17 protein-coding genes are annotated in these 20,584 nt (G+C 63.7%); 8 read left to right on the forward strand and 9 right to left on the reverse strand.

What is annotated here, in order from left to right:
* Nucleotides 1-94: 94 nt before the first annotated feature.
* Together zupT and L979_RS01030 are read right to left on the reverse strand one after the other, a co-directional pair.
* The gene (zupT, locus tag L979_RS01025) at nucleotides 95-1,018 is read right to left on the reverse strand and encodes a zinc transporter ZupT (RefSeq protein ID WP_156125279.1); all 924 of its coding nucleotides are present in this window, start codon (nucleotides 1,016-1,018) and stop codon (nucleotides 95-97) included.
* A gap of 17 nt (nucleotides 1,019-1,035) precedes the next feature.
* The gene (locus L979_RS01030) at nucleotides 1,036-1,539 is read right to left on the reverse strand and encodes a nuclease (RefSeq protein ID WP_255349585.1); all 504 of its coding nucleotides are present in this window, start codon (nucleotides 1,537-1,539) and stop codon (nucleotides 1,036-1,038) included.
* 352 nt (nucleotides 1,540-1,891) lie between these two features.
* On the opposite strand from L979_RS01030, the gene L979_RS01035 reads away from it, so the two are divergent.
* On the forward strand, nucleotides 1,892-2,602 hold the full coding sequence (locus L979_RS01035) for a maleylpyruvate isomerase family mycothiol-dependent enzyme (protein ID WP_047688213.1): 711 nt from the start codon (nucleotides 1,892-1,894) through the stop codon (nucleotides 2,600-2,602).
* A gap of 28 nt (nucleotides 2,603-2,630) precedes the next feature.
* Here the strand turns inward: L979_RS01035 and L979_RS01040 are convergent, their stop codons facing one another.
* Nucleotides 2,631-3,233 carry a DNA-binding response regulator gene (locus tag L979_RS01040; RefSeq protein ID WP_047688195.1) on the reverse strand — a complete coding sequence of 201 codons (603 nt, stop codon included), beginning with the start codon at nucleotides 3,231-3,233 and terminating at the stop codon, nucleotides 2,631-2,633.
* Entirely contained in the window at nucleotides 3,230-4,492 is a 1,263-nt protein-coding gene (locus L979_RS14225) for a sensor histidine kinase (RefSeq protein ID WP_081993509.1), read from the reverse strand. Before L979_RS14225 ends, L979_RS01040 begins: the two co-directional genes overlap by 4 nt.
* A 221-nt stretch (nucleotides 4,493-4,713) precedes the next feature.
* Here L979_RS14225 and L979_RS01050 point away from each other — a divergent pair, with 221 nt between their 5' ends.
* The 5 genes from L979_RS01050 to L979_RS01070 all read left to right on the forward strand — a co-directional run bounded on the left by L979_RS01050 (nucleotide 4,714) and on the right by L979_RS01070 (nucleotide 10,839).
* A complete protein-coding gene (locus L979_RS01050; RefSeq protein WP_047688197.1) occupies nucleotides 4,714-5,187 on the forward strand; it encodes a hypothetical protein in 474 nt (157 codons plus the stop codon).
* A gap of 279 nt (nucleotides 5,188-5,466) precedes the next feature.
* The gene (locus L979_RS01055) at nucleotides 5,467-7,032 is read left to right on the forward strand and encodes an ABC transporter substrate-binding protein (RefSeq protein ID WP_231559333.1); all 1,566 of its coding nucleotides are present in this window, start codon (nucleotides 5,467-5,469) and stop codon (nucleotides 7,030-7,032) included.
* A gap of 174 nt (nucleotides 7,033-7,206) precedes the next feature.
* Entirely contained in the window at nucleotides 7,207-8,133 is a 927-nt protein-coding gene (locus L979_RS01060) for an ABC transporter permease (RefSeq protein ID WP_047688199.1), read from the forward strand.
* Nucleotides 8,126-9,136: an ABC transporter permease gene (locus tag L979_RS01065; RefSeq protein ID WP_081993511.1), complete on the forward strand. Its 1,011-nt coding sequence runs from the start codon at nucleotides 8,126-8,128 to the stop codon at nucleotides 9,134-9,136. The genes L979_RS01060 and L979_RS01065 overlap by 8 nt, the downstream gene beginning before the upstream one ends.
* Complete coding sequence (locus L979_RS01070; RefSeq protein ID WP_047688201.1) at nucleotides 9,133-10,839, forward strand: ABC transporter ATP-binding protein; 1,707 nt, start codon at nucleotides 9,133-9,135, stop codon at nucleotides 10,837-10,839. The genes L979_RS01065 and L979_RS01070 overlap by 4 nt, the downstream gene beginning before the upstream one ends.
* Nucleotides 10,840-10,911: 72 nt before the next feature.
* On the opposite strand, the gene L979_RS01075 is transcribed toward L979_RS01070, so the two are convergent.
* The 5 genes from L979_RS01075 to L979_RS01095 all read right to left on the reverse strand — a co-directional run bounded on the left by L979_RS01075 (nucleotide 10,912) and on the right by L979_RS01095 (nucleotide 17,009).
* Nucleotides 10,912-11,589 carry a response regulator transcription factor gene (locus L979_RS01075; protein ID WP_047688203.1) on the reverse strand — a complete coding sequence of 226 codons (678 nt, stop codon included), beginning with the start codon at nucleotides 11,587-11,589 and terminating at the stop codon, nucleotides 10,912-10,914.
* On the reverse strand, nucleotides 11,586-12,848 hold the full coding sequence (locus L979_RS01080; RefSeq protein ID WP_156125280.1) for a sensor histidine kinase: 1,263 nt from the start codon (nucleotides 12,846-12,848) through the stop codon (nucleotides 11,586-11,588). The genes L979_RS01075 and L979_RS01080 overlap by 4 nt, the downstream gene beginning before the upstream one ends.
* A gap of 49 nt (nucleotides 12,849-12,897) precedes the next feature.
* Nucleotides 12,898-15,201 (reverse strand): FtsX-like permease family protein, encoded by a 2,304-nt coding sequence (locus L979_RS01085; RefSeq protein ID WP_047688205.1) that lies wholly within the window; start codon nucleotides 15,199-15,201, stop codon nucleotides 12,898-12,900.
* Entirely contained in the window at nucleotides 15,201-16,145 is a 945-nt protein-coding gene (locus tag L979_RS01090; protein WP_081993512.1) for an ABC transporter ATP-binding protein, read from the reverse strand. Before L979_RS01090 ends, L979_RS01085 begins: the two co-directional genes overlap by 1 nt.
* 87 nt (nucleotides 16,146-16,232) lie before the next feature.
* Nucleotides 16,233-17,009, reverse strand: a complete 777-nt coding sequence (locus L979_RS01095; protein ID WP_342453293.1) for a sulfite exporter TauE/SafE family protein — start codon at nucleotides 17,007-17,009, stop codon at nucleotides 16,233-16,235.
* A gap of 171 nt (nucleotides 17,010-17,180) precedes the next feature.
* Here L979_RS01095 and typA point away from each other — a divergent pair, with 171 nt between their 5' ends.
* Nucleotides 17,181-19,082, forward strand: a complete 1,902-nt coding sequence (typA, locus tag L979_RS01100) for a translational GTPase TypA (protein ID WP_047688207.1) — start codon at nucleotides 17,181-17,183, stop codon at nucleotides 19,080-19,082.
* Nucleotides 19,054-20,541 carry a PIG-L family deacetylase gene (locus L979_RS14850; protein ID WP_231559334.1) on the forward strand — a complete coding sequence of 496 codons (1,488 nt, stop codon included), beginning with the start codon at nucleotides 19,054-19,056 and terminating at the stop codon, nucleotides 20,539-20,541. The genes typA and L979_RS14850 overlap by 29 nt, the downstream gene beginning before the upstream one ends.
* Nucleotides 20,542-20,584 lie beyond the last annotated feature (43 nt).

Below are 20,584 nucleotides of genomic sequence, written 5' to 3' on the forward strand. Positions count from 1 at the left end.
ATCCTGGCCCATCAGCGCTGATGGGCCAGGATTCTGTCCACTCAACATGAGGATTGAGCCCAATGATCACTGGCGCGGAACCGAGGCCACAACGTCAGCCCAACAGCACCAGGCTCAGAGCCATCACGGCCATGCCGCCCACCACACCGTAGATGGACAGGTGATGGCCACCGTATTTCTCCGCAGTGGGCAGCAACTTGTCCAGGGAAATGAACACCATGATCCCGGCCACCGCGGCAAATATCAGACCGAACAGCGTGCCAGTCAGCAAGGGTGCCAAGAGGGCGAATCCCAGGAGCGCGCCCACAGGTTCAGCCACCCCGGAGGCAAAGGCCAGGCCCAGGGCTTTGCCGCGTGAGCTCGTGGCTTGATACACGGGCACGGCCACCGCAATGCCCTCGGGAATGTTGTGCAAGGCAATGGCCACTGCAATGGGGATGGCCAGTGAGGGATCCGCCAGGGCAGTCATGAAGGTGGCAAAACCCTCGGGGAAGTTGTGGATCGCTATGGCCAGGGCCGTCAACAGGCCCATGCGCAACAGAGCTCGCTCAGCAGGTGTGGTGGTGCTGCTGGAGCCTGACGGGCAACGCCGTGTGCCAGAGGCGGAAGCAGCGGAGGTGCCCTGTGTCAGGTGATGGTCCGGGGTGTGGATGTCTGCGGCGTCGTAGGTGAATTCGTGGGGATTGGCCGGGGCCGGAACCAAACGGTCAATCACGGCGATCACTGCAATGCCGGCAAAGAACCCGCCCACCATGCCCCAGGCGCCCGAACGATCCCCCAAGTCCGCGCCCAGGAACTCCTGAGCCTTGGGCAGGATCTCCACAAAGGAGACGTAGAGCATGACGCCCGCGGAGAAGCCCAGGCTCACAGCCAGGAACTTGGCGTTGGAGCGGTCTGCGATCAGCGCGATCAGTCCGCCCACACCCGTGGCCAGGCCGGCCAGCAGTGTCAGCGTGAAAGCCACGGACACGCTGCCGGTGAATTCGGTGATCAGTGCCCCATCCAGCACTCCGTCCACAACCGGGTGATGCTGGGTTACAGGTAGCGGGCGGGGTCGAAGGAGTCCAGGTCGATGATCCGCAGACGGGGCAGCGGGGCGTTGAACGCCTCGAAATCATCTTCCAGGTCGACGATCTGCAGACCGTCTTCCTCCAGATCATGAAGACCCGCTGACAGCAGTTCGCGGAAGCACAGCACGGAGACCTTGCGGTCATCAGCCAGCAGTGCGCGCAGCTGGTCCACAAAATCGATGTCATGGGTGGCCAACACGACGTCGCCAAAGCCTTGGTCCAGGATCGCGTCCAAGGTGCGCTGGATGCCCACATCCACCACCTTCACGCGTGCAGGCCCGGAGAGCGGGACCACTTGGTAGTCGAAACCGCGCAGTGCGGCCACAAAGCTGAAGGGCAGGTGGCCGTTGGAGCCGTTGAGGAAGAACAGTCCTTTGGTGCGCTGATCCCACAGGCGCCGGGCACCGTGCATGACCCGTTCCCACCGGGGGCGTTCCTCCGGGCGGGGCTTGCGTTCCAGCAGGGACATTCCCAGGGTGGCGTCAATGTTCTCGCCGTCCACCACCAGGTATGTCACCCGTTCCCCGGTGCCCGCGGGGGACACGGCGGAGTCATCGGTGGACGGTGCGGTGGAGGAGGTCGGGGCCCCGTAGCTTGCGGGGGAGAATCCCTGATCGTGCTCGTTCATGTCCCGAAGCCTACGGGAGCGCACACGGTGGTGCCGCGTCCCACGGTGTGAAGCCTGCGTGAATCGGGGTGTGGACCAGTGATTTGCCTGGGCAGGGTGGGGCCTACAGGTTGGGCGGACTCATTAGAAAAGCGTATAAAACGGACCGGGAATTTGGGTGTTTGACATCACAGTGGGCGGCTACCCTGGGAGCATGAGCCAGCACAGCAACGCCCGCCTCCAGTCAGACCTCTCCCGCCTGGAGCGGGAGACTGAGCAGTACCTCTCCACCGTGGAGTCCTTTCACGACGACGAATTCACTGAGCCGTCCTTGTGCGAGGGCTGGAGCCGAGCTGACGTGGTGGCCCATGTGGCCGTGGTCAGTCGCCGTCTGGTGCGTTTGATCAACTGGGCGCAGACCGGCACCGAGCAGGCTCCGTATGACTCCCAGGAGGAACGCTCCGCACTGATCGCAGAAACTGCCGGGTTGCCTGCAGCGCAGCTCAAGGTGGAAGCCCGCGCTGCCATCCGCCACTTCCTGGACAACGCTCAGCGACTCACCGGAACCCTGGCCGTAGACCAGCTGGCCCTTGGCCCCAAGACTTTTGCGCCCCATCAGCTGCCTGGGGTCATGGTTGCGGAGATCATCCTGCATCACGCTGATCTGGACACCCAGTGGGAAATCGAGGAAGCAGACCCTGACTCGGTGCTGGATGCGCTGGAGGCGGCCGTGCGCACCATGCAGGTCAAGGACGCCCCGGGCATGACCATCGTGACGGATGAACGTGACGAATGGGTGATCGGTGACGGTGCTCTGCGCGTTGAGGGTGACCGGGAAGGCATCCTGCCGTGGCTGGCCCGCGGGGATGCGGAGAACATCTATCTTCCGGAGGGTGCGCAAGCACCGCAGCTGCCGACCTGGTGACTGGCAGGTCCCTGCAGCAGGGGAGGACTCAGATCCACCCCTGCTGCCAGGCTGTTTCTGCTGCCTCATGCCGTGTGCGGGCATCCACCTTGGTCATGGCCGTGAGCAGGTAATTGCGCACCGTTCCCGGTGCCAGGTGCAGCTTCTGAGCAATCTGGACGATTTGTGCCGTTCCGCGGGATTCCCGGAGGACGTCGAGTTCCCGTTCTGTGAGGGGACAACGCTCAGCTGACAGGGCTGCCGCAGCGATTTCCGGGTCCACGTAGCGTTTGCCGGCAGCCACTTGGCGAATCACGTCCGCCAGTTCCTGGGCCGGGGTGGACTTGGGAACAAAACCGGAGACCTTGGAAGCCAGGGCCCTCCGGAGCACTCCGGGACGTGCATGGCGGGTGACGATCACTGTTTTTGTGGCAACTGTCCGCAGGATCTTCTCTGAGGCATCCAGGCCATCGGTGGGTGGCATTTCCAGATCCAACAGGCACACATCCGGTTGGTGCTCCTGTGCCAGTTCCACGGCACCCGTGGAGGTGTCTGTGTCAGCAACCACCTGGATGTCATCCTCCAGATCCAGCAAAGCCACCAGGGCTCCGCGGATCAGGTGCTCGTCGTCAGCAACAATCAGACGGATCATGAGGCGCTCGATTCTTGGCGTTGGGCGGAGTTGCTGTGCTGTTGGTGTGTCATGTCATCCGGGACCACGGCAGACACGGTGAAGGTGTTGTCCGCGTGCTCAACACTCAAGTTCCCGCCCACGGCATGCAATCGTTCGCGCAGCCCCTCCAGCCCTGTACCGGGCCCGAACGTTGGAGAGGTTTCATGACCTGCGGGTGGGGCGCCGTTGTTGGAAATGGTCAGGGTCCAGGTCCCCTGGGTCCCGCAGGCCAGCTGATAATCAGCTGTGGTGGCCCGTGCATGGCGCAGGATGTTGGTGGTGGCCTCCCGTGCCACCAGTCCCAGGGTGTGCCGCACCGTGGACGACGACGGCGACCCGTCCACATGATGCGTTGACGTGATTCGAGCGCTGGTCAAGACCTCGGCAGCGTTGGCGAGTTCTTGTTCCAAGGACACCTGCCGCAAGCCCTGAACCAGGGCGCGAGTCTCCTGCAACGCCGTCTGCGCCTCACTTCGGACGTCCTGCAGCTGGGTCCGTGAGGCCTCAAGGTCGCGGTCAAGAAGCCGTTGCGCCAGTTCCGCCTTGAGGGCGATCACCTGGAGGTGATGGCCCTGGATGTCGTGAAGATCTGAAGCAAAGCGCAGACGTTCACGTGCCACAGCCAGATCTGCTTGGGTCTTGCGCGCGCTTTCCAGTTTGAGGATCACACCCCACCACCACACGGTCAGCCACACCATCAGAGGGGTCAGTGAGGTCATGAACCAGGTGGCAGTCATAACCGGCAGGACGTGGTCCAGCATGTACTGACCCGATCCGGGGTTGAGCCCGATTCCCACGCCCACGCCAACGGCGGCCCCAAACGCACCCAGCAGAATCAGAGGCCACGTGGCTTTGCGATGGGCAGCGAAGGCCCAGGTGCTGCAAGCAATGAACCAGGGAATCTGACCGGCGATCACCCAGTCCGGATCCCGCCAGCTCAACACGGAGGTCCCCACGGCGGGGATCAACAGAGCGGCCAGTTGGGACGTCGCCGTGGTTCGGGACCACAGGCCTGCCTTGAGGCTGCGGCAAAACAGGGTCAGGCCCAGGAAGGCCACGGTGTAGGTGAGCAGGAGGCCCCACAACCAGGGGCCGGGCTGATCGGTGCGCGCCACGGTGACGGTCACGGCCAGGCCGTAGAGAACCAGTGCGTAGAGCACCAGGCCACCCCAGGTGTAGAGCCAGGCTTCCCGCACGCCCACGGACGTGGTGGGGCTGACGTGTTCTGGAGTAGTCATGGCCCCAACCGTAGACTGATGACTTTTGTCACGGGTGGCGTGTGAGGATCTGCCGGAGTTCGGGTGACGTGCTGACACTGCCGGTCCCACTTGCCCCTTTGACAGATTGGAGGCAACGCCGGGCGCGATGGTTGAGCCCCGGAGGTCCCGTTGTCCCACAGCCGGTGACCTGAGACGGCTCGTTGCGTCCTGGTTGCGCGGATACGCCAAGGAGAGTTCCCGTGTACGAATCTCTGCAGAACTTCACCCAGTCCATGCCGGAGACCCTCCAGTGGGTGGCGATCATTCTGATCAGCGCCATCCCGTTCGTTGAGTCCTATCTTGGGACTGCCATCGGGGTGGTGGCGGGTCTGCCGCTGTTCGTGGCAGTTCCAGCCGCCGTGATCGGAAATTTTGTGTCCATGTTCGTCCTGGTGCAGATCGCCTACAGAGCCCGCCGCAAGATCAAAGGTGAGCAACCCCCGCTGAGCCCGCGGAAGCAGAAGATCAAGGCGATGTTTGACCGATTCGGTGTCCCGGGAGTCTCCCTGCTGGGGCAGTGGGTCCTGCCGAGTCAGATCACCTCATCCTTGATGGTGTCCTTTGGGGCTTCCAAGAACGCCGTGATCCTGTGGCAGAGCATCTCGATTCTGCTGTGGGCTCTCGGGTTCGGCGTGCTGGCGCATCTGGGGGTCACCACGCTGCTGGGGGCGTGACTCACCAGGGATTTTGTTGCCTGATGTTGGCAACGAATCTCTTTGTTGCCGCAAGTCAGGGGTCGGGTTACCGGTTCGTAACAGGACGGGTGCACAATCTAGGTGGGACTTGTGGTCCCAGGCTGTTGGTTGGCTGTCAATCTTGGCTCCGCTACCAGGAAGTATGGCCTACATCACACCCAAGGCTGCTTCCGTTCTCCTCAACTTGGAGGTCACCCGAACCCTCTGCTTTCACGTCGTCGTCTGCTCGGCGGTCTTGCTCTCTCCGGCGCGGCTGCTGTGGCGCTGTCCGCCTGTGGCAACGGTGGAGGAGGTGGCGGCGGCGAAGGTGGCGCAGTCACGGCCTTCAGTGTTGAGCCGGAGAATCCCCTGATCCCCACCGCAACCTCCGAGCAGGGCGGTGGCCGTGTGGTCAGCTTGGTGTTCATGGGCCTGATTTCCTACGACGACGAATCTTCGCCGGTCAACGAGTTGGCAGAGTCCATCGAATCCGATGACAACACCACCTGGACCATCAAGATCAAGGAAGGCAAGCAGTTCACCAACGGTGAGGACATCACGGCGCAAAGCTTTGTGGATGCCTGGAACTACGGTGCTGCAGCCAAAAACGCTCATACCGGCTCTTACTTCTTTGAACCCATCAAGGGCTACGACGTCGTGTCCGCCGAAGGTTCCGAGGAAGACCAGATGGAAGGCCTGCGGGTCATTGACGACACCACCTTTGAGGTCGAGCTGGCCGAAAGCGACGTGACCTTCCCGGTGCGTTTGGGCTACGCGGCCTACGCACCGCTGCCGGCATCGGCCTTTGATGACATGGAAGCCTTTGGCGAAAACCCCGTGGGCTGGGGGCCGTTCAAGATGGATGGCGACGGTGCATGGGCCCACAACGAGGAAATTCGCCTGGTCAAGAACGAGGACTATGACGGCTCACAGCCCGCCCAGGTGGATGCCCTGACCTTCAAGCTCTACCAGTCTGCGGAGTCCGCGTATTCCGACCTGATCTCCGACAACTTGGACATTCTGGACCAGATTCCGCCGTCCAGCATGGATGTTCGAGAGGACGATCTTTCAGGCCGCACTGATCAGCAGGATTACGCAGGCAACTACTCTTTCGCCATTCCGTACTACCTGGACGGTTGGTCCGGCGAAGCAGGCAAGCTGCGCCGTCAGGCCATCTCCATGTCCATCAATCGCCAGGAACTGATCGACCAGGTCATCAAGCAGGGTGTGCCCGCCAAGGATCTGACGTCGCCTGCCGTGGAAGGTTTCCCGGGCAGCTTCAGCAATGAGGAGTACGTGCAGTTCGACCCAGAAAAGGCCAAGGAACTGTGGCAGGAAGCCGAGGACATGGAGCCTTACCCGGGTGGCCCGTTCGAGTTGGCGTACAACGCAGACGGTGGACACCAGGAATGGGTGGATGCCGTGTGCAACATGATCAAGAACACCTTGGACATCGAGGCCCAGGGCAAGTCCTACGCCACGTTCAAGGAACTTCGCACGGAGGCCAATGCGGGCGAACTGACCTCTGCCATTCGCTCAGGCTGGATGGCGGACTACCCGTCCATGTCCAACTTCTTGGGGTCCAACTTCGCCAGCAACGGATCCTCCAACGACACCCACTACGACAACGAGAAGTTTGACGCCTTGCTGGCAGAGGGCCGCCGTGCTGACGACCTGGATGCAGCCAACCAGAAGTTCATTGAGGCAGACGAGATCCTGATCGAGGAACTGCCGTCCATTCCGCTCTACTACCCGGCCCGTACCTGGGGCTGGAGCTCCAATGTGAGCGACGTGAACCTCACCTGGAACGGTGAAATCAACTACGCGCAGGTCACGCAGGCCTGACGCCCCATGATCAGGGTGGGGGCAACAGACCGTTGCTCCCACCCTGATCCCATGCATTGATCGCGGTGCTGCGGCCATCATCACCCAGCACCCGTCTTCTTCCAGGAGTTTTCACCATGTCCACCCCATCATTGGTGCCCTCGCACCCCGTTACGTCAGGGGGTGTGCTCTGACATGGCTTGGTATCTGGTCAGGCGACTCCTGCAGATGATCCCTGTGTTCTTCGGGGCCATCTTCATCGTCTACTTCCTGATGTTTGCCACCTCAGGGGATCCCACTGCTGCCCTGTGCGGTGACCGTGGCTGCACCCCGGCCACCAAAGCGGCGTTGGAAGCCCAGTACAACCTGGACCAACCGTTCTTCCTCCAGTTCTTGTTGTATCTCAAGGGTGTTTTCACGCTCGATCTGGGCAACAACTTCTCAGGTCGGCCGATCCTCTCGGTGATTGCGGAGACCTTCCCCAACACGGTCAAGCTGGCACTGATCGCCATTGTGTTCGAGGCCGTCGTGGGCGTGACACTGGGCCTGATTGCAGGCCTCAAGAAGGGCACCTGGATCGACTCCAGCTTGCTCTTCATGTCCCTCTTGCTGATCTCCGTGCCCGTGTTCGTTCTGGGTTTTGTGGCCCAGTTCGTGATCGGCATCAAGCTGGGATGGACAAGCCCCACTGTGGGTGCGGGTGCGCCGATTCAAGACCTCCTCCTACCCGGCATGGTGTTGGGCGCCATCTCTCTGGCGTACGTGGTGCGGCTGACCAGAAACTCCGTGGCAGAAACCAAAACAGCGGACCACGTGCGCACGGCCACGGCCAAAGGCTTGACCCCGGGACGGGTGCGCAACGCCCACGTCCTGCGTAATTCCATGATTCCTGTGGTCACCTACATGGGTGCTGACCTGGGTGCGTTGATGGGCGGTGCGATCCTGACGGAGAGCATTTTCAACGTCAACGGCATCGGCTATCAGCTGTACCGCTCCATCAACATGGGAGATGGCGCCATGGTGGTTTCCCTGGTCACCCTGATTGTGATCGTGTTTGTGATCGCCAACCTGCTGGTGGACCTGCTCTACGCGGTTCTGGACCCGAGGATTCGTTATGCCTGATCAGAACTCAACCCCTGACACCGCCGCTCGCGGTCCCGTGATGCAGCCCTCCGGGCGTGAAGTTCCCGTGGCAGAGCACTTTGTGGCCCCGGTCCTGGATGATGAAGGCCGTGCCGGCATTGAAACTCAGTTGGCGGACAAACCCAGCAATCTGTGGCGGGACGCCTGGTCCTCACTGCGCAGGAACCCCATTTTCATCATCTCTGCGCTGCTGATGCTTTTTGTGCTGTTCGTGGCAGCCTTCCCCACGGTGTTCACGTCAGCCTCACCAGACAGTCAGTGCACTCTCTCCAACGCGAATGGCGCCCCCACCGCCGGTCACCCGCTGGGATTCACCAATCAAGGCTGTGACATCTTGGCTCGTGTGGTCCACGGAGCATCAGCTTCCCTGCTGGTGGGTTTCGGCGCCACCTTGGGAGTGCTCTTGGTGGGAATTCTGCTCGGTGGTCTCGCCGGCTACTTCGGTGGCTGGGTGGATGCCATTGTCTCGCGGATCATGGACATCTTTTTTGCCGTCCCCTTGATCCTGGGGGCCATTGTGTTGATGGCTGTGCCCGTGATGCGGCAAAACGCAGGCATCGTCACCCTGGCCATTGTGTTGACCATCTTCGGCTGGCCCCAGATGGCACGCATCACCCGCGGTGCCGTTTTGGAGGTGCGTTCCGCTGAATTCATCACGGCCGCACGATCCTTGGGCATGGGCAAACTGAGCATTCTGTTCAAACACGTTCTGCCCAACGCTGCTGGCCCCATCATTGTGGTGGCCACCCTGTCCCTGGGCATTTTCATTGTGGTTGAGGCCAGCCTGTCTTTCCTGGGCATCGGGCTGCCGCCGTCCATCTTGTCCTGGGGGCATGACATCTCGGCCGCTCGCCCGCAGTTGCGCACCAACCCGGGTGCGTTGTTCTGGCCCTCGCTCATGCTCTCCATCACGGTGCTGAGCTTCATGATGTTGGGTGACGCCCTGCGCGATGCCCTGGACCCGAAGGGACGGACCCGATGAGCACGTCAACGGAGTCAACCAATCCGGGGGGACGTCGTCGTGCGGATCGCGCCGCGGCCCCGACCGCAACGGGATCAAGTGCCGCCGGTCCGGGAAACACCCCGCTGTTGGAACTGCGCAATGTGGGCATCACCTTCAAGACCACCACCGGTGATGTGGAGGCCGTGAAGGAAACCAACATCACCGTGATGCCGGGGGAAACCGTGGCCATTGTGGGTGAATCCGGGTCCGGCAAGTCCACCTCCGCGCTGGCCGCCATGGGGCTGCTGCCGGAGAACGGACGTATTTCCGAAGGGCAGGTGTTCTTCCACGGCGAGGACATCACGCACCCGTCCCGTAAGCGCCTGATCGCCCTGCGCGGCAGCGAGATCGGCATGGTTCCGCAGGATCCCATGTCCAACCTCAACCCCGTGTGGAAGATCGGTTTCCAGGTGCGGGAAACGCTGAAGGCCAACGGTCTGCCCCACGCGGACAAGGACGTTGTCCAGGCGCTCAAGGATGCTGGTCTCAGCGACGGCGAACGCCGTATGAACCAGTACCCCCATGAGTTCTCCGGCGGTATGCGTCAGCGTGCCTTGATCGCCATTGGCCTTGCCTGCAACCCGCGGTTGTTGATCGCTGATGAACCCACGTCCGCCCTGGACGTGACCGTGCAGAAGCAGATCCTCAACCACCTAGAGAAACTGACCAAGGAAAAGGGCACATCGGTTCTGCTGATCACCCACGACTTGGGGCTGGCCGCTGAGCGAGCAGACCGCGTGGTGGTGATGCAGAAGGGCCGAGTGGTGGAATCCGGCCCGGCCCAGGCTCTGCTGCAAAACCCCAAGCACCCCTACACGCAGCAGTTGGTGCGTGCGGTGCCGTCCCTGACCCCGGAGGACATCGGGGCCGCAGATGAAGGCGATGCAGCCCAGGAGATCGTGCAGATCAAGGAACTGGTGAAGGAGTACAAGATCCGCGGATCCTGGGGCCGTTCCACCCAGTTCCGGGCTGTGGACGAGGTTTCCTTCACCATCCGTAAGGGCCACACCACGGCAATCGTGGGGGAATCCGGTTCCGGCAAGTCCACCATCGCCAAGATGCTCCTGGGTTTGGAGGACATCACGTCCGGAACCATTCACGTAGACGGCAAGGACATCTCCACGTTCTCCAACAAGGAGTGGTTCGGTTTCCGTCGTCGTGTGCAGCCGATCTTCCAGAACCCCTACGGGTCACTGGACCCCATGCGCAGCGTGTTCCGCTCCATTGAGGAGCCGCTGCGGGTCCACAAGGTTGGCGATGCCAAGTCCCGCAAGGAGAAGGTTTACGACCTGTTGGATCGTGTGGCGTTGCCGCGTCAGCTGGGGGACCGGTACCCCAATGAGCTGTCCGGCGGGCAACGTCAGCGTGTGGCCATTGCCCGCGCCCTGGCACTGGACCCGGAGATCGTGGTGTGTGACGAAGCCGTGTCAGCACTGGACGTCCTGGTCCAGGACCAGGTGCTGAAACTGCTGGGACAGTTGCAGGAGGACCTTGGACTGACCTACCTGTTCATCACGCACGACCTTGCCGTGGTGCGCGAAATCGCCCACGACGTCTGTGTGATGGAATCCGGCAAGTTGGTTGAGGTGGGGTCTGTGGAGCAGGTGTTCGAGAACCCGCGCCAGGACTACACGCGCCGCCTCCTGGATGTGATCCCAGGCAAGGACCTGCTGGAGGTCTGACCCCCGTCGAGACCGAGGATTCTGCCCGCCGAAGGCCCTGGGGCCGGGCGGAAACCTCGGTCTCGGCTGTGTTCAAAGGAGGCCGGTTTCGTGGGCCATGACCACCAGCTGCACCCGGTCCCGGGCCTGGAGCTTGGCCAGGATCCGGGACACGTGGGTCTTGACCGTGGGCTCGGAGAGCACCAGCTCGGCCATGATCTCCGCATTGGACAGCCCGCGTCCCACCAGCACAAAAACCTCCCGTTCCCGCGGGGTCAACGTCTCCAGGCGCGGATCCGGTTGTGCCTCCGGACGCGGTGGGTCAATGAATCGCTGCATCAAACGGTGCGTGGTGGACGGCGCGATCACGGCATCCCCGCGGTGACACGTGCGGATGGCGGAGAGCAGTTCCTCCGGCATGGCGTCCTTGAGCAGGAACCCGCTGGCCCCGGCACGAATCCCGTCCAGCGCGTATTCATCCAGGTCAAAGGTGGTCAGCAGCACCACGGTCACGGCCGGATCGACGGTCAGGATTTCCCGGGTGGCCTCCAACCCGTCCATGTTCGGCATGCGAATGTCCATCAGAACGACGTCGGGCCCCTCACCTGAGCGGCCCGTCATGCGGACCACATCCACCGCCTGGGCGCCGTCGCCGGCTTCCCCCACCACCTTCAGGTCCTGCTGGGACCCGATCAACATGGAGAACCCACCGCGTACCAGGGGCTGGTCATCCACCAGCAGCACACGGATGGGGCAATCTGGGGTGCTCATGACCCACCTTTCTGTTGGGAGGCGGCACTCGAGCGGGTTCGCACCCACCCGCGCACCATCCACCGGTCAGGATTCTCCGGAACCGGACCCGCTTGAAGTTGACCACCGTAAACACCCAGTCGTTCTGCCAACCCGCGTAGTCCCTGCCCGGAGGACGGCAAGGGCTTGGTGGTGGTGGAATCCACCTCCGTGAGCACACCGTCATTGATCACCACAGCCTCCACCCATTCCCACCCGGTGCGGATGCGGACCATGGCGGCCGTGGCGCCGGGGGAGTGCTTGAGCGCATTGGTCAGAGCTTCCTGCACCAGGCGGTAGATGGCCAAGGAGGCACCGGGCGGAAGGGCGGCCACGGCGTCGTCGGAGCGGGGGAGAACCAACTCCACCGGCAGGCCGGCTTGACGCACCCCCGCCACCAGCTCCGGCAGGTTGCCGAACCCAGGCACCGGTGCGGTCAAGGGTCCCTCCTCCGTGCGCAAGATCCCCAGCAGGCGCCGCATTTCAGTCAAGGAATCGCGGGCGGTGACGGAGATTCGGGCCAGAGTGTCCGTGGCGGCCTGTGGATCCTGGGAGGCCGCATACCGCGCGCCATCGGCCTGGGTGATGACCACGGACAGGGAATGAGCCACGATGTCGTGCATTTCCCGGGCAATGCGGGTGCGTTCATCCTGTGCGGCCAGCCGAACCTCCTGATCCCGTTCCACCTCCAGGCGGTGTGCCCAGGCGGCCAGTGCCTCGGCGCGGTCGGAGAGTGCCTGCGCACGCTGGGCCAAGGCGACTTCCCGCTCCCATTTGACCCGCTTGAGGTCACCGAAAAGGTAGGCGGTGACAATCGTCAGCCACATCAGGGGCGTGATCAGCAGCAGGCCGGCCCACCAGTCCACACTGCCGTAACTGAAACCCTCCACGGAGAACAACGGCGAGGACCAGCGTGGACTGATGACCGTGACCACCAGGGCTGTGAACATGGCCAGGGCCAGAATCCCGAACCGTGCCCGGCCTGAGCTACGAGCCGCCACCCGGTGCACCACCATGGGCACCGCCCACAGTCCCACGGCAAACGGCCAGGTCTGCAGCACCACCGTGGCTGTCAGGGCGGCCACCGCCACCAGAACCGCAGCCAAGACCGGTTTGTGAATCCTGAGGTAGACGGGGGCGGCCAACATGGCTGCTCCCGCCGTGCCCGAGAATCCCAAACCGGACATCATCAGGACCGTGATGGCGCACAGTGCAGAGACCACCACGGCGTTGGCGACCACTGGGTGGTCCTCGATCCAACGCGCCACGGACACGTGGGGCCTGACCGCATCAGTCAATCGAGGCCAGCCCCTCCACCGGGGAGACCCGCGTGGCCCGCAGTGTGGGCAGCGCTGCTGCCAGCATGGCCGTCAACCACCCACCCACGACGACGCCCGTCAAACCAACCCACGGGACCGTCAAGAGCACCGGGACGGAATCCGTGACCATGGAGCGAACCACCGCCGTGCCCAGGAGCCATCCCGCGGCAACACCGGCCAGGCAAGCGGCTGCTGCAATCAACAAGGCTTCCCGGCGAATGGTGGAGGCCAACTGCCGCCGCGAGAGACCGAGTGCTCGCAGCAGGGAGTTCTCCCGGGTACGTTCCAACACGGACAAGGACATGGTGGAGGCGATTCCCAACACGGACACCAGCACGGAAGCGCCCAGCAGACCCAACGCCACACCCAACATGATGTTCAGTATGTCCACGTAGGTGGCTTTCTCCATCGCGACCGAGCCGATCTGGTACTGATCCGAATCCGTCAGGTCTGCAATGGCTGCCACTGATGCGGAGGTGCTGCGTCCACTGATGCCCTGTTCAAGGTCAACGTGGGTTTCACCGTCCACGCGCTCCACGCCCACCACGTTGGGCTGGTTGCCGAGCATCCCCAGCGTCTGGTCATCCACACTGTGGGTAATGGTGATGTCCACTGGCGTGCGTTCATCCAGGTGTTCCAAGATGGAGCGCTGGGCCACCGCGTGTCCCGTCAGCACCGTGGTCACCAGGGTGATCCCGATCAGCAGGGCGGTGGCGGTCGTCGTCGTGCGACCCGGGTGACGGGACGCGTTGGCTGCGGCCAAGGTGGAGGCGGTCTTGCCGGGCAGCAGCTTGCCCAAACCGGAAACAACGGTGGGCATCCACAGGCGTGAGGTGAGGATCAGACCAACGCCCGTGGCGGCACCGGCAACGATCCCGGCCACGGCCTGGTCCTGGACCACGGCGGCCCAGGTCAGCGTGCCCGCGCCACCCAGCAGCAACAGAACGCCGAACACGGTGCGGAGTGCCGGCAGACGGTCACTGGTGCGTGAACCGCGCATGCCGTCCAGGGGAGAGGCCTGCATGGCGCGGCGGGCAGGGCCCAGCGAGGCCAACAGCGTCACCACAACACCCAGGGCCAATCCGGCCAGAATGTCCCGCAGGGACACTGCCACCACCACCCATTCGGGCAGGATGTGCCCCAGGGCAAAGCCGATTCCCACGGTGGCTGCGATTCCCAGGGTGGAGGCGATCAAGCCAATCACCAGGGCCTCCAGGATCACGGAGCGGCGAATCTGTGGACCCGTGGCACCCAGGCAACGCAACAACGCCAACTCACGGGCACGCTGGGCGGTCAGCACACCGAATGTGGTGGTGATGACCAAGAACGCCACGATCGCGGCCAACAGGGCGAAGGCCAGCAAGAAAGCCAACATCACGTTGGACTCCCCGGAGATCTGCTCCAGGATCCGGTCGGACTGCTCCTGCGGGGTGAGGACCTCCATACTCAGGTCCTGGTTCTCCAGCGATTGGTTCAACTCCTGCCGGACGGTTTCCAGGTCAGCACCGTCTGCCAGACGAATCTGGGTTTCGGAGCCCACTCCTAGGTCGTCATAGGGCATGGGAGAGATTTCCTGGAACTGGGACGTTGTGACCCACCCGTGGACAAAGGAGCTCATCTCCGGCACATCCGCCAGGCCGGTGACAGTCAGCTGCACGGATTGGGGTGGCTGTAGCTGTCCCATGTCCGTGGGGAGATCTCCAGGTGCCATGGAACCCGCGGACTCAGGATCCACTGATGCCGTGCCGTCCCCAGGCTCAGTGGCTCCCATGCCGTCGTAGTACTCCGTGGATTGCACCGTGATGGTGTCCCCCACAGCAAGCCCAAGGGATTCAGCTCGGCTGGAGGTCAACAGCACCTGGCCGTCTTGGGTGGGGAAATCCCCCTCCGTGAGCTTCCAGGGAAAAAGCGTGGAGTCCTCCGGTGCCTCGGCCAGACTCAGACCGCCGTCCAATGATGACTGTCCCTCCACAGCCGTGTACGTGTACATCGCAGGCCAGACGCTGTCCACGCCATCCAGGTCCGCAAAGTCATGGGCTTGCTCAACGGTCAGGTAGGAGGTGGAGTCCATGACGCCCTCAGTGGTGACTTTGGGGGTCGCCACCAAATCGGCATTCTTGGTGCCTTCGGCGATGCTGCTCACCAGTGAGGCGTTCATGGTGGAGTTCAACATCATGGAGGCGGTGGCGAAGGCCGCGGAGACGGCCACACACAGGGTTATCAGTACGTAGCGGGCCCACTGCAGTCGCAGTCGGCTCAACACGATTCGGCGCATCAGAGCTCACCGCCGCGCTGACGGATCTCATCTGCCAAGGACGCAATGGAGGGCTGGGAGGCGCCCAGGCGGTTGCCGCGCCCGGGGGTACCCGGTGAGCGGACGTCGTCGTCGTGGGTGGTCACAGCCGAGGAGCCGTGAAGGCTGCCCACCCTGCCGCCTTTCACGAATTCATCAGAGACGATCCGCCCGTCCTGGACTCGGATGGTGCGGTCCGCGTAGTCCGCCACGCGGGAGTCGTGGGTCACCACCACCACGGTGTGGCCCTGGTTGTGGACCGTGTCCGCCAAAAGACCCAACACCTGCGCGGTGGTTTCGGTGTCCAGGGCGCCGGTGGGCTCATCGGCAATGATCACATCTGGATCGGTGATCAGCGCGCGGGCAATGGCCACGCGCTGCTGCTGGCCGCCGGACAACTCATCCGGACGGTGCTCCAAGCGGTCCGTGATGCCCAGCGCCTGGGCAACGGCACCCAGTCGTTGTTTGTCCAGCTTCTTGCCCGCCAGGGTCAGCGGCAGCTCGATGTTCTGCTGAGCGGTCAGCACCGGGACCAGGTTGAAGGCCTGGAACACGAACCCCACGTGTTCGCGGCGGAACTCGGTGAGTTTTTTGTCATTCATGCGGGTGATGTCCTGGCCACCCACCTGGATCACGGTTTCCGGTCGGGCGTCCGGGGAGTCCAGGCCGGCCAGACAGTGCACCAGGGTGGACTTGCCGGAACCGGAGGGACCCACCACAGCGGTGAAGGTCCCGCGCTCAATGGTCAGGGAAACGTCCCGCAGCGCTGTCACGGACAAGTCGCCGGAGCCGTAAGTGCGGGACACATGCTGGGCCACCACGGCAGCATCCATCACGCTGGGGGCTGCGGTGTTGCCCCACGGGGCATCAGGTGAGGGCGAGGAGGAGGTCTCAGGAGAGTTTGGGGCGGGGTCTTGGTGCGACATACTCCAAGCTTGCTCTCACCGGGGCTTGAGATCATCCGACGACAGGCCCATGTATGCATGTCCCGCAGTCATCCCCGGGTATGACGCTCACACCAGGGTCATGATCCCCTTGACCACGGCGGCCACACCACCGGCCCCGGCAATGATCAGAGCCAGGGTGCGCGCCCTCAACGGGGGCACCTTGGTCTCCAAAGCGGTGCCGATCCCCACCCCGGCCAACACCAGAGCGACGACGACCGGCAGCACCCACCACGGCGGCAGGTCAACGACTCCGGCGCCCATCACGGACTTGGTGATCACCGAGAACAAACCCATGAACATGAAGATCGGCTGCAACGTCGCGCCGAAGGCCCTCTGGTCCCACCGTGTCAGGCGGGCTGCAATCACCATGGCCGGTGCCGCCACACCTGCTGCGGTGTTGAGCACCCCACCCACCAGGCCGGCCAGCGGCAGCGTGGTGCGGTCTGCTGCACGGGGAAGTCGTGGGGTGCTGACCGTCAGGATCAAGGCCAACAGCACCAGGGAACCGATGATGATCTGCAACCAGGCGGCGGGGATCATCAACACCAGCAGCGCCCCCACCACGGCTCCGGGCAGGGCCGTGGCAATGATGACCGCTGCCTTGCGCCACTGAATCCTGTTGCGCACGGAGAGCATGATGGTGAACCCGGAGACCGTCGTCGTCGCATTGGTCATGAGCACCCCGGCAACGGGCCCCAAGATCAGGGAAAGCACGGGGGTGACCACCAGACCCACACCGGTTCCGGAGAGGCGCTGCAACGTGGAGCCGATCAGAATCGCGCCGGCCGCAAGGACAGCGGCGGTCAGGGAGAGATCGGAGAGCATGGGAACCTCGGTGTGCACAACACGGTGGGTGAGATGGAGCCGACCCCACCGTACTCCGTCTCACATTCCTGATGATCCGGCCTGAAATCACGGTCTGCGGGGTAGACTTCCGCAGGCTGCCCAGCCGCAGCCCCACCTGATTTTTGATCTCGTATCACTTGATCTCGCAGAGAGAGACCCCTTAAGCGTATGAGCACTGTCCAGCGAACCGACCTCCGCAATGTGGCAATCGTGGCCCACGTGGACCACGGCAAGACCACCATTGTGGATGCCATGCTTCAGCAGACCCACGCCTTTGCCGCTCACGGTGAAGTGGAAGAACGCGTGATGGACTCCGGTGACCTGGAGAAGGAAAAGGGCATCACCATCCTGGCCAAGAACACCACCGTGTTCTACGACGGCCCCTCCGCCAAGGGGGAGAAGATCACCATCAACGTGATCGACACCCCGGGTCACGCCGACTTCGGTGGCGAGGTGGAGCGCGGTCTGTCCATGGTGGACGGTGTGGTGCTGCTGGTCGACGCCTCTGAGGGTCCGCTGCCCCAGACCCGCTTCGTGCTGCGCAAGGCCCTGGAAGCCAAGCTGCCCGTGATCCTGGTGGTCAACAAGATCGACCGTCCGGATGCCCGTTCCGAGGAGGTCGTGGGCGAGTCCATGGACCTGCTGTTGGGCCTGGCCTCGGACATTGCCGAGGACTACCCGGAGATGGACCTGGACGCCGTGCTGGACGTCCCCGTGGTCTACGCCTCCGGCAAGGCCGGCCGGGCCTCCGTGGAGAACCCGGGGGATGGCAACCTGCCGGAGAACGAGGACCTTGAGCCCCTGTTCAAGACCATCATCGATCACATCCCCGCCCCGTCCTACGACGACGAAGGCGTGCTCCAGGCGCACGTGACCAACCTGGACGCCTCCCCGTTCCTGGGCCGTCTGGCGCTGCTGCGTATCTTCAACGGCACCCTGAAGAAGGGCCAGACCGTGGCCTGGGCCCGGTCCAACGGCGAGCTGAAGAACGTACGCATCTCCGAGCTGCTGGCCACCAAGGGCCTGGAGCGCGAACCCGCTGAGTCCGCCGGCCCCGGTGAAATCGTGGCTGTTGCAGGCATCGAAAACATCACCATCGGTGAGACCCTGACCGACCCGGAGAACCCGGCCCCGCTGCCGCTGATCCACGTGGATGATCCCGCGATCTCCATGACCATCGGCATCAACACCTCCCCGCTGGCCGGCCGCGTCAAGGGCGCCAAGGTCACGGCCCGTCAGGTCAAGGACCGCCTGGACAAGGAACTGATCGGCAACGTGTCCCTGCGCGTGCTGCCCACTCAGCGTCCGGACGCCTGGGAGGTCCAGGGCCGTGGCGAGTTGGCCCTGGCCATCCTGGTGGAGCAGATGCGCCGCGAAGGCTTTGAGATCACCGCCGGCAAGCCGCAGGTTGTGACCAAGGAGGTCGACGGCAAGGTCCATGAGCCCATGGAGCACATGACCATTGACACCCCGGAGGAGTTCCTGGGCGCCATCACACAGCTCATGGCTGCTCGCAAGGGCCGCATGGAAGGCATGACCAACCACGGCACCGGCTGGGTGCGCATGGAGTTCAAGGTTCCCTCCCGCGGTCTGATCGGTTTCCGTACCCGGTTCCTGACCGAAACCCGCGGTGCCGGCATCGCCTCCTCCTACTCAGACGGCTACGAGCCCTGGGCCGGGGAGATCGAGTACCGCACCAACGGTTCCCTGGTGGCAGACCGTGCCGGTGTGGCCACCCCGTTCGCCATGATCAACCTGCAGGAACGCGGCACCATCTTTGTGAAGCCCACCCAGGAGGTTTACGAAGGCATGATCGTGGGTGAGAACGCCCGTGCCGATGACATGGACGTGAACATCACCAAGGAGAAGAAGCTCACCAACATGCGCTCCTCCACCGCGGACAACTTTGAAAACCTCACCCCGCCCAAGATCCTCACCTTGGAGGAGTCCTTGGAGTTCGCCCGCGAGGACGAATGCGTGGAGGTCACACCGGAGGCCATCCGCATCCGCAAGGTGATCCTGGACGTCAATGAGCGTGTGCGTGCTGCTCGTCAGCGGGCACGTGCCTGAGCCTGACCGCACGACTGACGCAACGCCGTCGTACCCCCAACAGGGTGCGGCGGTGTTGCCGCATGCGCTGACCTCTCTTCTGCCGGCCGGTGTCTCCCCGGTAGGGGCGCGGGTGCTTTACGTTCACGCCCACCCGGACGACGAAACCGTGGTCACCGGGGCCTCCATGGCTCACCTGGCGCGCGCCGGGGCTGAGGTCACGCTGCTGACCATGACCCGTGGCGAGCGCGGAGAGGTCATTCCCGCGGACCTGCGTCACCTGGAGGTGGGGCAGCCCGGGTGCACCGATGACGGCACCGCCCTGGGCGACTACCGCGTGGGCGAGTTGCACGCGGCGTGTGCGGCTCTGGGCGTGCGTAGCCATTTCTTTGCCGGGCAACAACCCGCGATTGTCCCGTCCGTGGGGCTGTCCAACGGGCGGGATCGGTATCTGGATTCCGGGATGGCCTGGGGTGCGGATGGGCGAGCCACCGCTGCCGCTGACGTCTCGCCGGCAGCCTTGACCGCCGCTCCCGTGGAGGAGGTGTCAGCCCACATTGCCGCGGCCATCCGCACCGTGCGCCCCCTGGCCGTGATCTCCTACGACGACGACGGCGGCTACGGCCACCCTGACCACATCCGCACCGCGCAGGCCACGATGCGGGCCGTGGAGCTGGCTCGCACCGCCGGCGCCGGCGGTGAGGGCTGGGACGTGCCGCTGACCTGGGCCATCGAAGGTGAGTTCTCCTCCGAGGACAGCCGGGTCCAGGCGGTGATCGAGGCCGAACCCGCAGGTCTGGCGGCCAAGCGCGCGGCCCTTGAGGCGCACGAGACGCAGGTGGTCCTTTCCACCGATCCCGCGGATCTGACCTTCCGGTTCTCCAACGGGGTCCCGCAGAAGATCAGCGGTGTGGAGACCTTCCGCATGGTGGGTGGAACGGAACTGCCGGCGGTCACCGAGTATTGGTCTGGTGCTGGTGTGGCTGGAGTGGCGGGCGCCGGTGGTGCCGGAGTTGCTGGTGCGGTTTCAACGGCTGCTGATGATTCTCATGCTTCCCGGCAGGGCCGCGATCCTTTGGAGCAGGCCTCCATCCCGGTGACCCTCACGGTGGCGGGTGTGTGCGGGTTGTTGGCCGGGATCCTGGGAACAGGTGTCCACGGGAACATCCTGCGCCTGGGCGGTCTGACCTTGCCGTGGGGAGTGTTGTTGGCCTTGGCCCTGGTGGTCAGTGTCTCCGTGTGGACCGGCGCCACCACCAGGCGGATCTGGGCAGCGGCGGTCCCAGGCGTGGTGGCTTACGCGGTGGCTTTTGCCTTGGCGTTCTTGCGCCCGGATTCCCCGCTGATCGTGCTGGGTTTCGATTCGGCCATCGGTCGGGTGGGCCTGGCCTGGTTCGGCGGCATTCTGCTGGCCACCCTGTTCTCGGTGGTGGTCGTGGGCCGCTGGTGGCGCAAGCGCCGTCGGACCGTGGCCGCCTGACCCCTCATCCTCCCTCATCCTCCCTCCCCGCCCTTCCCACCCC

Source organism: Kocuria sp. ZOR0020 (genome assembly GCF_000800955.1).
In the GTDB taxonomy this organism is placed as follows: Bacteria; Actinomycetota; Actinomycetes; order Actinomycetales; family Micrococcaceae; genus Kocuria; species Kocuria subflava.